The organism is Actinomadura sp. 1N219 (genome assembly GCF_044326405.1).
Classification (GTDB): Bacteria; Actinomycetota; Actinomycetes; order Streptosporangiales; family Streptosporangiaceae; genus Spirillospora.
In genome coordinates, this window is sequence record NZ_JBIRAY010000001.1 from 583,149 (window position 1) to 595,001 (window position 11,853).

14 protein-coding genes are annotated in these 11,853 nt (G+C 70.4%); 8 read left to right on the forward strand and 6 right to left on the reverse strand.

Features of this window, described 5'->3' with window-relative positions; all coding sequences use genetic code 11:
• The first annotated feature begins 40 nt into the window (after nucleotides 1-40).
• The 4 genes from ACH35V_RS02615 to ACH35V_RS02630 all read left to right on the forward strand — a co-directional run bounded on the left by ACH35V_RS02615 (nucleotide 41) and on the right by ACH35V_RS02630 (nucleotide 3,883).
• A complete protein-coding gene (locus ACH35V_RS02615; RefSeq protein ID WP_395969876.1) occupies nucleotides 41-1,423 on the forward strand; it encodes an AAA family ATPase in 1,383 nt (460 codons plus the stop codon).
• Nucleotides 1,399-2,640: a tetratricopeptide repeat protein gene (locus tag ACH35V_RS02620; protein ID WP_395969877.1), complete on the forward strand. Its 1,242-nt coding sequence runs from the start codon at nucleotides 1,399-1,401 to the stop codon at nucleotides 2,638-2,640. Before ACH35V_RS02615 ends, ACH35V_RS02620 begins: the two co-directional genes overlap by 25 nt.
• Before the next feature lie 64 nt (nucleotides 2,641-2,704).
• Nucleotides 2,705-3,145, forward strand: coding sequence for a hypothetical protein (locus tag ACH35V_RS02625; protein WP_395969878.1), 441 nt, complete (start codon nucleotides 2,705-2,707; stop codon nucleotides 3,143-3,145).
• A 72-nt stretch (nucleotides 3,146-3,217) separates the two neighbouring features.
• Entirely contained in the window at nucleotides 3,218-3,883 is a 666-nt protein-coding gene (locus ACH35V_RS02630) for a dienelactone hydrolase family protein (RefSeq protein WP_395969879.1), read from the forward strand.
• Between the two features lie 25 nt (nucleotides 3,884-3,908).
• Here ACH35V_RS02630 and ACH35V_RS02635 read toward each other — a convergent pair whose 3' ends face one another.
• Complete coding sequence (locus tag ACH35V_RS02635; protein WP_395969880.1) at nucleotides 3,909-4,316, reverse strand: RidA family protein; 408 nt, start codon at nucleotides 4,314-4,316, stop codon at nucleotides 3,909-3,911.
• 249 nt (nucleotides 4,317-4,565) lie between these two features.
• Here ACH35V_RS02635 and ACH35V_RS02640 point away from each other — a divergent pair, with 249 nt between their 5' ends.
• Nucleotides 4,566-5,120 carry a hypothetical protein gene (locus tag ACH35V_RS02640; RefSeq protein WP_395969881.1) on the forward strand — a complete coding sequence of 185 codons (555 nt, stop codon included), beginning with the start codon at nucleotides 4,566-4,568 and terminating at the stop codon, nucleotides 5,118-5,120.
• Between the two features lie 32 nt (nucleotides 5,121-5,152).
• Here the strand turns inward: ACH35V_RS02640 and ACH35V_RS02645 are convergent, their stop codons facing one another.
• Complete coding sequence (locus tag ACH35V_RS02645) at nucleotides 5,153-5,557, reverse strand: VOC family protein (protein ID WP_395969882.1); 405 nt, start codon at nucleotides 5,555-5,557, stop codon at nucleotides 5,153-5,155.
• A 32-nt stretch (nucleotides 5,558-5,589) separates the two neighbouring features.
• Nucleotides 5,590-6,198: a CGNR zinc finger domain-containing protein gene (locus ACH35V_RS02650; protein WP_395969883.1), complete on the reverse strand. Its 609-nt coding sequence runs from the start codon at nucleotides 6,196-6,198 to the stop codon at nucleotides 5,590-5,592.
• A 21-nt stretch (nucleotides 6,199-6,219) separates the two neighbouring features.
• Here ACH35V_RS02650 and ACH35V_RS02655 point away from each other — a divergent pair, with 21 nt between their 5' ends.
• Nucleotides 6,220-6,672 carry a VOC family protein gene (locus ACH35V_RS02655; protein WP_395969884.1) on the forward strand — a complete coding sequence of 151 codons (453 nt, stop codon included), beginning with the start codon at nucleotides 6,220-6,222 and terminating at the stop codon, nucleotides 6,670-6,672.
• 31 nt (nucleotides 6,673-6,703) lie between these two features.
• Here ACH35V_RS02655 and ACH35V_RS02660 read toward each other — a convergent pair whose 3' ends face one another.
• On the reverse strand, nucleotides 6,704-7,360 hold the full coding sequence (locus ACH35V_RS02660) for a phosphatase PAP2 family protein (RefSeq protein WP_395969885.1): 657 nt from the start codon (nucleotides 7,358-7,360) through the stop codon (nucleotides 6,704-6,706).
• Between the two features lie 156 nt (nucleotides 7,361-7,516).
• Between ACH35V_RS02660 and ACH35V_RS02665 the strand changes: the two genes are divergently transcribed.
• Nucleotides 7,517-8,434, forward strand: a complete 918-nt coding sequence (locus tag ACH35V_RS02665; protein WP_395969886.1) for a DUF6882 domain-containing protein — start codon at nucleotides 7,517-7,519, stop codon at nucleotides 8,432-8,434.
• Nucleotides 8,435-8,694: 260 nt separating this feature from the next.
• Nucleotides 8,695-10,431, forward strand: a complete 1,737-nt coding sequence (locus tag ACH35V_RS02670; protein ID WP_395969887.1) for a collagenase — start codon at nucleotides 8,695-8,697, stop codon at nucleotides 10,429-10,431.
• On the opposite strand, the gene ACH35V_RS02675 is transcribed toward ACH35V_RS02670, so the two are convergent.
• The gene (locus ACH35V_RS02675; protein ID WP_395969888.1) at nucleotides 10,424-11,053 is read right to left on the reverse strand and encodes a CoA transferase subunit B; all 630 of its coding nucleotides are present in this window, start codon (nucleotides 11,051-11,053) and stop codon (nucleotides 10,424-10,426) included. The genes ACH35V_RS02670 and ACH35V_RS02675 overlap by 8 nt on opposite strands.
• Nucleotides 11,053-11,802: a CoA transferase subunit A gene (locus ACH35V_RS02680; RefSeq protein WP_395969889.1), complete on the reverse strand. Its 750-nt coding sequence runs from the start codon at nucleotides 11,800-11,802 to the stop codon at nucleotides 11,053-11,055. Before ACH35V_RS02680 ends, ACH35V_RS02675 begins: the two co-directional genes overlap by 1 nt.
• Nucleotides 11,803-11,853 lie beyond the last annotated feature (51 nt).

The following is an 11,853-nucleotide window of genomic DNA, read 5'->3' on the forward strand; positions in this document are numbered from 1 at the left end:
TGGGCGTTTTCTGTCGTACCGCGTTGGAAGGCTGGCATCTGTGGCGGATCGGGGAGCGTTGGACGCGCTGCGCGAAGCGGTACGCGTCTCGCCGGACAACCTGCCCTTGCGGCGTCATCTGGCCGAACAGCTCCTGAGCGCGGGCCTCCTCCTGGACGCCGAGAACGAGTTCCGCGAGGCCCTCGCCCTGGCGCCCGGCGACGCCGAACTCGCGACGAGCCTCGCCGAAGTGTTCCTCCGGCAGGGCAAGCACGGCGCCGCCCTCGCGGCACTGGAACGGGTCGGGCCGGGAGAAGGCCCGGCGAAGTCGGGCCTCATCGTCGCGAAAGCGCTGGTGGCCGAAGGGGACGTGCCCGCCGCCAGGCCGCGCTACTGGGAGGCGGTCGCCCGTGACGCCTCGCTCGCCGACGCCGACTTCGAGGTGAAACTCGGCCATTCCTCAGTGGCCGAGCCCGCCCTGGCGCACGCGCTGGCGGACGTCTCCGCGCCCCTGGACGGCCCGTCCGCCGAAAATGACCCGTCCGCCGGAAATGCAGGGTCGGGCGGAAAGGCGGGGTCGGGCGGGGTCACGTTCGCGGACGTGGCCGGGATGGAGCAGGTCAAGCAGTCGCTGCGGATGAAGCTGCTGCTGCCCGTCCAGCAGCCGGAGATGTTCGCCGCGTACGGGAAGCGCGCGGGCGGCGGGGTTCTGCTGTACGGGCCGCCCGGCTGCGGGAAGACGCACCTCGCGCGGGCCGCCGCCGGGGAGCTGGGCGCGGCGTTCATGAGCGTCGGCCTGTCCGACATTCTCGACATGTACATCGGGTCGAGCGAGCGGAACCTGCACGCGACGTTCGAGGCCGCCCGCAGGAACCGTCCCTGCGTGCTGTTCTTCGACGAGGTCGACGCGCTCGCCGCCCGCCGCGCGGACATGAACCGCGCCCACAACCGGCAGATCGTCAACCAGTTCCTCGCCGAGATGGACGGCGTGGAGAGCGACGCCAACGAGGGCGTGCTGATCCTCGCCGCCACCAACGCGCCCTGGTACGTCGACAGCGCGTTCCGCCGTCCGGGCCGGTTCGACCAGCTCGTCTTCGTCCCGCCGCCGGACCTGTCCGCCCGCGCCGCGATACTGGCGCTCCTCTGCCGGGAGGTGCCGCTGGACGAGCTGGACTTCCGCGCGGTGGCCGAGGCCGCGGACGGTTTCGCCGGGGCCGACCTGAAGGGCGTCGTGGACCGGGCGGTCGAGGCCAAGCTGCAGGAGGCGCTGCGGGCGGGGCGCCCGCTGCCGCTGTCCACCGCCGATCTGCTGGGCGCGGTGCGGTCGGCGCGTCCGACGGCGGTCACCGAGTGGATGGGCACGGCGCGCAACTACGTCATGCACGCCAACGAGAGCGGCGTGTGGGACGACCTGCTCCCGTGGCTCGGCGGCAAGCGCCGATGACGTCCGCGCCCGGCGCCCGGGAGATGGTCGCGCGGGCGCAGCTCCTGCTGCGGCTGCACCGTCCGGGCGAGGCCGAGCGGGAGGCGCGCGCGGTGCTGGCCCGCGAACCGGAGCATGCGGGCGCGCACATGATCGTCGCGCTCGCGATGTCCGCCCAGGGCGCCTACGCCGAGGCGCTGGACGAGGCGGACCGCGCCATCGCGCTGAGCCCCGGCGCCTGGATGGGGCACTGGGTGAGGGGTGTCGTGCTGTCCAGGGCCGGCCGCCGCGACGAAGCGCTGCGCGCCTTCAAGGACGCGCAGGCGTGCGACGCGGAGCAGCCGGACGTCTACGAGAGGCTGGCCCACGGGCACTACGCCGTCCGCGAGTACCGGCTCGCCGCCCAGGCGGCGGCGGCCGGGCTGCGGCTGGCGCCCGAGAACGGCGACCTCGCCAAGATCATGAGCCTCGCGCTCGTCGAGACCGGCGACCCGGCCGGGGCCCGCGAGCACGCGGCGCGGGCGGTCCGGCTCGCGCCGGAGAGCGCGAGCGCGCACCGCACCTACGGGGCCGTCGCGCTGGCGACCGGCGATCATCGCGCCGCCGCCGACGCGTTCCGCGAGGCGCTGCGCCTGGCGCCCGAGGCTGCGGACGGCGGAGCCCTCCTGCTGAGGGCCCTCAAACGCGGCAACCCGCTGCACGGCCTGGACGTGGTGCTGGCGCGCGTCCGGAACCGTCCGCGCCGCCAGATCCTGCTGAACATCGCCGCGGTGCTGTTCGTGCCGTGGTTCGTGTTCATGATCCTGCTGACGTGGGCGTTCTGGCTGAACTGGGTGATTCAGGCCGGGGTCACGCTCCGGCTGAGCCGCGATCCGCGGCACCGGCGGCTCCTGGACGGCGCCGAGATCACGGCCGCGCGCGTCGCCGCCTGTCTTCTCGGGGCGGGCGCGGTGGTCCTCGGGCTGGCCGCCGCCCTGTGGACGCCCATCCTCATACCCCCCGGAATCGCCTTCCTCTCGCTGGTCATGCCCGTCCAGGAGGCGGCGCTGCTCGACGGCCCGCGCCGCACGGCGTTCGCGCTGCTGGCCGGGACGCTCGGCGCGTTCGTCGCGGTCCTCACCCTGCTCACGTGCGCGGCCCCGCATCTCGGCTGGGTGCCCGTCGCGGCGTTGCTGACGTTCTACGCCGCGATGGCGTCCACCTGGCTCGCAATGATCATTGCGCGGCGCCCGGCCTGATCGGGCGAAATTCATTGCGGATTCGTTCAGGGGAATTGATCCGTGGAGCGGGTATCACCGTGCAATGGGTATGGGCATTCTTCTTCGTGTACTCGTGGCCGGAGGGCTGGCGGCGGACGCCGTCGTCCACTGGCGGTTCGCGCCCGACATGGCGCCGGGACCCAACACACCGAGCGGCACCATCCCCGGCGACGATCTTTTCCGCGCCCAGGCGATCGCCGCCGTCGTCGCGGCCCTGCTCGTCCTTTTCTGGGCGCGCCGGTGGACGTATGCGATCGCGTTCGCCGTCGCGGCGAGCGCGGCCGGGGCCGTGCTGCTTTATTACTTCGTCGATTTCGGGCGGCTGGGGCCGATTCCGCGGATGTACGACCCGTCCTGGTACGCCGACAAGACGATCAGCCTCGCGGGGGAGGCCGTCGCCGCGCTGGCCGCGCTGATCGGGTTCTTCACCGTCCGCCGGTCGGAGCGCGACGAGAGCCGCTCCGACGCGCCCGTCCCGCACTGATCCGTCCGGTACTGAGCGGTCCAGCGCCGAGCCGTCCGGCATGGCGGGTCGGCGGCGGGGTAGCCACGCGGTATGAACACCGCAGAAGTGACGATCGAGCTGGCGGACGCGGCGCTGCCCGGCGATCTCGCCCTGCCCGACGAGCCGGGCGGCGTGGTCCTCTTCGCGCACGGCAGCGGCAGTTCCCGGCACAGCCCCCGCAACCGGGCCGTCGCCGCCGGCCTCAACGAGGCGGGGATCGGCACGCTGCTGATCGACCTGCTCACCGCCGAGGAGGACGAGCGGGACGCCGTCACCGCCGAGCTGCGCTTCGACATCGGCCTGCTGACCCGGCGGCTCGCCGGCGCGATCGACTGGCTCGCCGCCGCGCCGCCGACCACCGGCTTCCCGATCGGGCTGTTCGGCGCGAGCACCGGCGCGGCGGCGGCGCTGGCCGCGGCGGCGGAACGTCCCGGACGGGTCGGCGCCGTGGTGTCGCGCGGCGGCCGCCCGGACCTCGCGGGCGACGCGCTGCGGCGGGTCGCCGCGCCGGTCCTGCTGATCGTGGGCGCCCGCGACCCGGAGGTGCTGCGGCTGAACGACGACGCGGCCGGACGCATGCACGCCGCCGTCCACCGGCTGGAAGTGGTGCCGCACGCGTCGCACTTGTTCGAGGAGCCCGGCACCATGGAGCAGGTCACGGACATGGCCGCCCGCTGGTTCGACCGCTACCTGACCCAGCACGCGCCCGTCTCATAACCGGGCGGCGCGTGTTTCCCGGCTGTCAGTCGAGGACGGCGACGGCCTCGATCTCGACCATGAGGTCGGGCTCGGCGAGGGCCGCGACGCCCAGCAGCGTGATCGGCTTGACCGGGTCGATCCCCATCCGCTGCGCCGCCCGCGCGACGCCCTCGCCCAGCAGCGCCATCTTGTCCGGGGTCCAGTCGACGACGTAGACGGTCATCTTGGCGACGTCGTCGAACGAGCCGCCGACCGCCGCCAGGGCCGTGCCGACGTTCAGGAGGGCCTGCTCGACCTGGGCCGCGAAGTCGCCCTCGCCGACCTTCCGGCCTTCGGCGTCCCGCGCGACCTGCCCGGCGAGGTACACCGTCCTCGAACCGGTGGCGATCGAGAGCTGCCGGTAGACGTCCGGCTTCGGCAGGCCATCGGGGTTCATCAGCGTCACGGCCATGGGTTGTCCTCCTGGGTGTCGGCAGACGGCGCGAAAGGCATGATCACCATCCTGGCATCCCGGCCGCGGCCCTCGCCCGTCCGGTACCTCGCCCGCCGGTACCTCGCCCGGCGTAGCCGCGGGTCGCGGCATGCGCCGGGTGTCGTACCCGCAATGTCGTCCTCCAGCGGACGGCATCCGGACTGCGAGAGGCGATCGTCGTTCATGCGGTTCCACTACTGATTTCCACTCCTGGAAGGACGTGACGACATGGCGGTACGTGAGGCGAGGCCCGGACGGCCTGACGGCCGGTTCAAGCTCGGACGCCGCTGGCGCAAGGCGGTGCTCGTCACGCACATCGTGTCCGCCGGGGCGTGGATTGGGATCGACGTGATGGTGGCGGTGCTGGTGCTGACCGGGAGGTTCGGCAGCAGCGACGAGGTACGCGGGCTGGCGTACGAGGCGCTGGCGACCTTCGTCGTGTGGCCCATGCTGGGCGCCGGGCTGCTCAGCCTGACCACCGGGCTCATCCTGGGCCTGGGCACGCGATGGGGACTCGTGCGGTACTGGTGGGTCGCGATCAAATTGGTGCTCAACCTCGTCCTGTGCACGCTCATCTGGGTGGCGCTGCGTCCGGGCATGGACGAGGTCGGCGCCTACGGCCGCGACCTGGTGAACGGGGCTCCCGAGCCGGCGGCCATCTCCAACCTGTTCTTCCCGCCCGCGGTGTCGCTGGCGACGCTGACGCTGGCGACCGTCCTGGCGGTGGCGAAGCCCTGGGGCCGCATCCGCCGGACGGGCGGCGCCCGCCGCTCCGAGCGATGACGCCGCTGCTCCGGGCGATGACGCCGCCGCGCTCAGCGGATCGGCTGGCCGATCCCGATCAGGTTGCCCTCGCTGTCGTGGAACCAGACGGCCCGCTCGCCGGCGCCGCCCTTGCTCGGATAGTTGCCTTCGACCTCGGTGATCCCGTCCACCGTCGTGAAGCCGGGCGCGTCGTACTCCTCGAAGACCACGCCCCGCTTCCGGAGCTCCGCGACGACGGCGTCGATGTCGTCGACCTCGAAGCCCATCTGGGTGTGCGTCCCCGAGGACGCGCCCGCCGACAGGAACAGCGCGAACTCGCCGCCGGCGCAGCGGTAGAGAAGGCCGCCCTGCCGCTCCTCGCTCGGTTCCAGGCCGAGTTTCTCGGAGTAGAAGGCTCGCGCCCGGTCCATGTCCTGCACGGGAAGTCTGGTGGCCACGCGTCCGGCGTCCAGCATGTCGTCCTCTCCTTCTGATCCGTCAGGGTCTGTCAGGGGCGTATCTGCTCGGAATTGCGGGCGCGAAGCGCCTTGACCTTGTGCCGGTTACCGCAGTGCTCCATCGAGCACCACCGGCGGCGGCCGGGACGTGAGGTGTCGACGTAGACGAGCTCGCAGTTGTCGGCGGCGCAGGTGCGGACGCGGTGCGCGAACGGGCCGGACAGCAGCTCCACGGCGTCCCGCGCGACGGTGGCCAGCAGGTTCGTGCCGCTCGACGGCCCGGCCCACCGCCGCTCCCCGGACGGCGAGACGGCGGGCGCCAGCGCCGGGCGGGCGGCCGCCAGGTTGACGGTTCCCAGGTCACCGGCCGGGTACGGCTCCCCTCGCAGGTGGACGATCACCACCCGGAACAGGGCGTCGCGCAGCGTCCGGGCGTCCGCCACCTCGGCGTCGGTGATCTCCAGCCGGGGCGTCGGGGCCAGCCGCGACCGCTCCACCCAGGCGGCCAGGTCGGCGGGCTCGTGCAGGACCTCGTAGCGCCGGTACGGGCCGGGGCCGCCGGTGGTCAGCAGCTCCAAGGACAGCGCGCCGGGGTCGAAGCGGAACTCGAAACCGGTATGGGAGCGCAGCGTCAACCCTCTGCTTGCGGCGGCGCCCATGTAACCAATATAACTGGTTACATGGCATTGGGTTGGAAGTTGGTCATCGACAGCGGCGACGCGTCCGCGCTCGCGGACTTCTGGGCCGCGGCTCTCGGCTACGAAGTGGAGGACCCCAGCGCGCTCATCGAGCAGCTGCTGGCGGCCGGGCGTATCGGCGCGGAGGCGGTCGCCGAGCATCGCGGCCGCAAGACCTTCCGCGGCTACGCCGCGATCCGCCACCCCGACGACCCGTTCGACCAGGCCAGCGGCGTCGGCCAGGGGCGGCGGATGCTGTTCCAGGACGTCCCCGAGGGCAAGTCCGGCAAGAACCGGCTGCACATCGACATCCACAGCGAGCCCGGCGGGCTGGACGACCTGGTGACCCGGCTGGAGGGCCTGGGGGCGACCCGCGTCCTCGAACAGGACAAGGGCCCGGCCGGGCACTGGTGGGTCATGCAAGACCCCGAAGGCAACGAGTTCTGCGCCGCCTGACCGCCGCCCGACCGCAGCCTGACCGCCTGACCTATGCCGCCTTCGACGCGAGCAGTGACGCCTGCCTTCTGGGTCGGAGGTTGAGGACGGCGATGGTGAGGAGGCCCGCGCCGACCGTGGCGAACAGGGCGGCGACCACGTCGACCAGGTAGTGCTCGCCGAGCGTGACGCGGCTCGCCGATACCGCGGCCAGTGTCGTGATGCCGCCGGCGAGCACGGTGACACGCCACGCGGCGGTCAGTTCCCGGCTGATGACGAAGGCGGTGAAGGCAAGCGCGGCGAGGACGGTCACATGTCCGCTGGGGTAGGTCCAGTCCTGGGCCGTGACCGGTGGCCCTGGACGTTGGAAAGCCGCTTGCAGGGCGACGGTGGCGAGACACGCCACGAGCAGCGCGCCGTGACGCGGCAGCAGCCGGGCGCCCCCTGCGCGGCGCCGCCACAGGAGACCGGACGCCGCCGCCAGCAGAAGGGCGAGCCCGGCGATCGTTCCGGCACCGCTGATCACCGTGGCGATCATGGCGGGCGTCGTCTCCGGGCGGGAGTACAGGTGGCCGACGATCCAGGAGTCCAGGGGCGGGACGCGGTCGTCCAGCGCGATTCCGGCGACCACCATGGCGGCCAGGCAGAGACCACCCGCCGCTGCCGCCTTGGGCCGCCACGTCCTCGTCGAAGATGGCTGTTCTGTCATGAAAGGACCGTACGAACAAACGGAGCCTCAGAGCATCAGGGATATCCCGGAGCGGACCCTGAAGCCCGAGCGAACGACTCGGGCGAACCGGGGCTCGTTCTTCGGCGTCGTTCTCTACGACCAAGCGGCCGACATGGAATCACAAGGAGGGCCCCTATGCGCGATGCCGGGCAGGCGGATGAGGCGAATGCTGCGGACGCGACCGCAGGCGTCCACCCGGACGGGCCGACGTTCTACAGTCCGGAGTTCCAGGCGTTCGCGAGCGAGGGTTCCGCCGCCGCGATCCAGCAGCAGGACGTCTTCAATGACGCCTTCGCGCTGGACTACGTCGAATGGAACCCGGAAGAGGCGACCATGACGCTGGACGGCCGCGTCCTGCGGGGGCTCACCGTCCTGGGCAGCTTCTCGAACCTTTCCCAGACCTGGCTGTGGACGTGGGACAACCCGAGCTGGGACGCGGATCTCCCCGCCCTGGCAAAGCTGCGCACCATCCGGGAATTCGGCGAACGTCACCAGATTCCTGAACTTGTCAAGGGCCACCTCGACTTCTCCCGGTTCAACCATCCCGCCGAGGGCGCGTTCACGATGGCCCTCGCCGCCGCCCCGCTGATCGGCGCCAAGGGCGTCTGCTTCGTGACCGTCAATGACGGGAAGGGGCGGCTTGTCCTGGCCACCGATGATCCGGGCCTTCCCGACGCGGAGTTCGATCGGCTGGCCGTTTCCCGCCTTCTCACGCGGGCCGCGGAGGTCTGGCCGCATGAGCAGCGCCGTGTGGTTCGTGGCTTCATGGAGCACCACGGGTTCGAGATCGGCGAATCGTCCGCGGTCATCGTCGTCGAATCGGACGACGGGCAACGCGTGACCGTCCACTGTCCCCCGGAGAGGGCCAAGGAGCACCCGGAGGTGAATGCCGTCCTCAGCCGCGACGGCGCCAGGATCGTGGAGAATACGCCCGCCCGCGTCCAGGGGAGGCGCCCGGACGGCGAAAGCCCGTACCGGCTGGTCGTGCTCTTCGACCTCGACGACCGCATCATCACCATCAGCGGCGGCGTGGAAAGGGCGCCTGGCGGGTGATGTGTCCTAATCGCGGATCGGGATTTTGCGCTCCGGTTCGTGATCATTAGGTTTCGCAAAGCTTGGCCCAGGAAATGCGAGAGGGCGTGTGGGCAGCCCCCCGGTTCATCGGACGTCTGTGGGCGTCGGTGGTCCTGGCGCTCGGGATCGTCCTGGTGCTCCCGCCTCCCAGTGCTTATCCGACCAGTGCTTATCCGAAACCGCACCCCGTCACGGGACAAAACGGTGATGACGCGGGAGGGTTCGTCCAGAGATCGGAGTTGCCGGTCGAGGAGCGTCCGCCTTTGTCGGCTTCGCCGAGACAATCCCCGGGGCGTCAGTCGGGGATGGGGGCGGGGGAGGCCGCGGAGTGCAGTCCGGGGGACTTTGCCAGCCGGTCCGGCAGCGAGCTGGTGAAGCAGATCAAAGCGTCCTCTACGAGGTGTATCAGTACGCTGTTCGGGCTGGCCGGTAAGGACGCCTACTACGCGTTTCGTGAACCTCAGATGGTGACGGTCGCTCAGGCGATGCGCGATGACGCGGTGCACTATCCGGGGGATAACCGGGGGAGTACGGCTCAGCTGGTGCTTTATCTGCGTGCCGGTTACTACGTCCAGTGGTACAACGCGTCCACTGTGGGGCCTTACGGCGTGACGCTGAAGGGGATCGTCCAGGCGGGGTTGGACGCGTACTTCGGGAACCCGAACTCGTCGATTGTCAATGATGCGAATGGTGAAGTCCTCGCCGAGGCGGTCACGCTGGTCGACAGCGCGCAGGAGAACGCCCGCTACATCTACGTCATCGAGCGGCTGCTGAACGGCTACAACACCACATACGACAAATACTGGTGGATGATCAAGGCGGTCAACAACGTTTATGTGATCCTGTTCCGCGGTCACCAGGTGCCCGAGTTCATGGCCGCGGTGAAAGCCGACCCGGGCGTTCTCGACACGCTGAACTCCTTCGCCGACGGTCATCTCGACCTGCTCGGCACCGGCCGCAGCCACCTGACGTCCAATGCGGGACGTGAACTGGGCCGCTTCCTCCAGCATGTCTCGCTGCAAGCCAAAGTGAGGCCGCTGGCCAAGGGCCTGCTCGGCAAGAGCAGCATGACCGGGAAAACAGCGCCGCTGTGGGTCGGCATCGCCGAGATGACCGACCACTACGACAGGGCAAACTGCGCCTACTACGACACGTGCGATCTGAAGGAGCGGCTGGCGCGGGGCGTCCTGACCGTCCATCACACGTGCAGTGCCGGCATCAGGATCCGCGCGCAGGAGATGGCGGCCGGGCAGCTATCCGATACCTGCGCGAGCCTGATGGGACAGGACGCCCACTTCCACAACCTGGTGAAGGACGGGAACCAGCCCGTCGCGAACGACTACAACTCCACGATCGAGGTGAACGTCTTCGACTCCCGCACCGACTACCGGACCTACGCGGGCGCGATGTTCGGCATCAACCCCAATACGGGCGGGATGTATCTGGAAGGCGATCCGGCCGCGCCCGGGAACCAGGCCCGGTTCATCGCCTACGAGGCGGAGTGGGTGCGTCCCAGATTCGAGATCCGGAATCTCAACCACGAGTACACGCACTACCTCGACGGCCGGTTCAACCTGTTCGGCGACTTCCGCGCCAATATCAGCACGCCGACCATCTGGTGGATCGAAGGGCTTGCCGAATACGTCTCCTACTCGTACCGGAAGGTCGCCAACGCGGCGGCGGTCGCGGAGGCGGCGAAGCACACGTACGCGCTGAGCACGCTGTGGGACACCACCTATAGCCACGACACGTCCCGCATCTATCACTGGAGCTATCTCGCGGTCCGGTACATGTTCGAGAAGCATCCCGGCGATGTCGCCACGCTGCTCGGCTACTACCGCATCGGAAACTGGAACGCCGCCCGGACATTCCTCACCGGCGCCATTGGCACCCGCTACGACGCCGACTGGCAGGTATGGCTCGCCGGAGTCGGAAAGGCCGGAGCCGGAAAGGCCGGTGCCGGCGGTCTCAGGTAGTCACCTTGGCGCCGGTTCGGGAGACGACCTCCGCGACCGTGACGCCGGGGGCGGTCTCGACCAGGGCGAGGCCGGACGGGGTGACGTCCAGGACGGCCAGGTCCGTGATGATCCGGTCGACGCACGCGCGGCCCGTCAGCGGCAGGTCGCACTCCTCGACGATCTTCGGGGTGCCGTCCTTGGCGTTGTGCGTGGTCAGGACGATCACGCGCCGCGCCCCGTGGACCAGGTCCATCGCCCCGCCCATGCCCCTGACCAGCGCCCCGGGGATCATCCAGTTCGCCAGGTCGCCGGCCGCCGACACCTGCATGGCGCCCAGGATCGCGGTGTCGATGTGGCCGCCGCGGATCATCCCGAACGACAGCGACGAGTCGAAGTACGACGCGCCCGGCAGGACGGTGACGGTCTCCTTGCCCGCGTTGATCAGATCGGGGTCGACCTCGTCCTCGCCCGGGTAGGGGCCGACGCCGAGGATGCCGTTCTCCGAATGCAGGACGACGTGCACGCCGGGCGGCACATGGCCGGGGACGAGGGTCGGCAGGCCGATCCCGAGGTTCACGTACGAGCCGTCGGTCAGCTCGGCGGCGGCGCGGGCCGCCATCTCGTCGCGGGACCAGGACATCAGGCGCGCACCGTCCGCTTCTCGATCCCCTTGTCCGCGGCCTGCTCGGGCGTCAGCTCCACGACCCGCTGGACGAACACGCCCGGCAGATGCACTTCGTCGGGTTCGAGAGAGTCCACCAGCTCCTCGACCTCCGCGACCGTGACGCGTCCCGCCATCGCGGCGAGCGGGTTGAAGTTCCGGGACGCCTTGCCGAACACGAGGTTGCCGTGCCGGTCGCCGCGCCGCGCCCGCACCAGCGCGAAATCGGTGCGGATGCCGCGTTCGAGCACGTACGGCGTGCCGTCGAACTCGCGGACCTCCTTGGGCGAGGACGACACCTCGACGGATTTGTCGGCGCCGTACCGCCACGGAAGGCCGCCTTCGGCGACGGGCGTCCCGACGCCGGCGGGGGTGTAGAAGGCGGGGATGCCGCAGCCGCCCGCGCGGAGCCGCTCCGCGAGCGTGCCCTGCGGGATCAGCTCGACCTCGACCTCGCCGGCCAGGTACTTGCGGGCGAACGTCTTGTTGTCGCCGATGTAGGAGCCGGTCACCCGGACGATCTGTCCCGCTTCCAACAGGATGCCGAGCCCGCCGCCGTCGACGCCGCAGTTGTTCGACACCACGCTCAGCCCGCCGGGACCGGCCTCGTGCAGCGCCTCGATGAGGACGTTCGGCACGCCGCTCAGCCCGAATCCGCCCACGGCCAGCGACGCCCCGTCCGGCACGTCCGCGACGGCCGCCGCGGCGTTCGCCACCACCTTGTCCATGACGGTATCATCCTGTTCGCCTAGTGAACTTTGCTTCATAAATGTGGATGC

Coding starts and splice junctions, on each gene's coding strand:
- ACH35V_RS02625 (WP_395969878.1), top strand. CDS start 2,705: ATGGGTATGGGCATTCTTCTTCGTGTACTCGTGGCCGGAGGGCTGGCG.
- ACH35V_RS02630 (WP_395969879.1), top strand. CDS start 3,218: ATGAACACCGCAGAAGTGACGATCGAGCTGGCGGACGCGGCGCTGCCC.
- ACH35V_RS02635 (WP_395969880.1), bottom strand. CDS start 4,316: ATGGCCGTGACGCTGATGAACCCCGATGGCCTGCCGAAGCCGGACGTC.
- ACH35V_RS02640 (WP_395969881.1), top strand. CDS start 4,566: ATGGCGGTACGTGAGGCGAGGCCCGGACGGCCTGACGGCCGGTTCAAG.
- ACH35V_RS02645 (WP_395969882.1), bottom strand. CDS start 5,557: ATGCTGGACGCCGGACGCGTGGCCACCAGACTTCCCGTGCAGGACATG.
- ACH35V_RS02650 (WP_395969883.1), bottom strand. CDS start 6,198: ATGGGCGCCGCCGCAAGCAGAGGGTTGACGCTGCGCTCCCATACCGGT.
- ACH35V_RS02655 (WP_395969884.1), top strand. CDS start 6,220: ATGGCATTGGGTTGGAAGTTGGTCATCGACAGCGGCGACGCGTCCGCG.
- ACH35V_RS02660 (WP_395969885.1), bottom strand. CDS start 7,360: ATGACAGAACAGCCATCTTCGACGAGGACGTGGCGGCCCAAGGCGGCA.
- ACH35V_RS02665 (WP_395969886.1), top strand. CDS start 7,517: ATGCGCGATGCCGGGCAGGCGGATGAGGCGAATGCTGCGGACGCGACC.
- ACH35V_RS02675 (WP_395969888.1), bottom strand. CDS start 11,053: ATGTCCTGGTCCCGCGACGAGATGGCGGCCCGCGCCGCCGCCGAGCTG.
- ACH35V_RS02680 (WP_395969889.1), bottom strand. CDS start 11,802: ATGGACAAGGTGGTGGCGAACGCCGCGGCGGCCGTCGCGGACGTGCCG.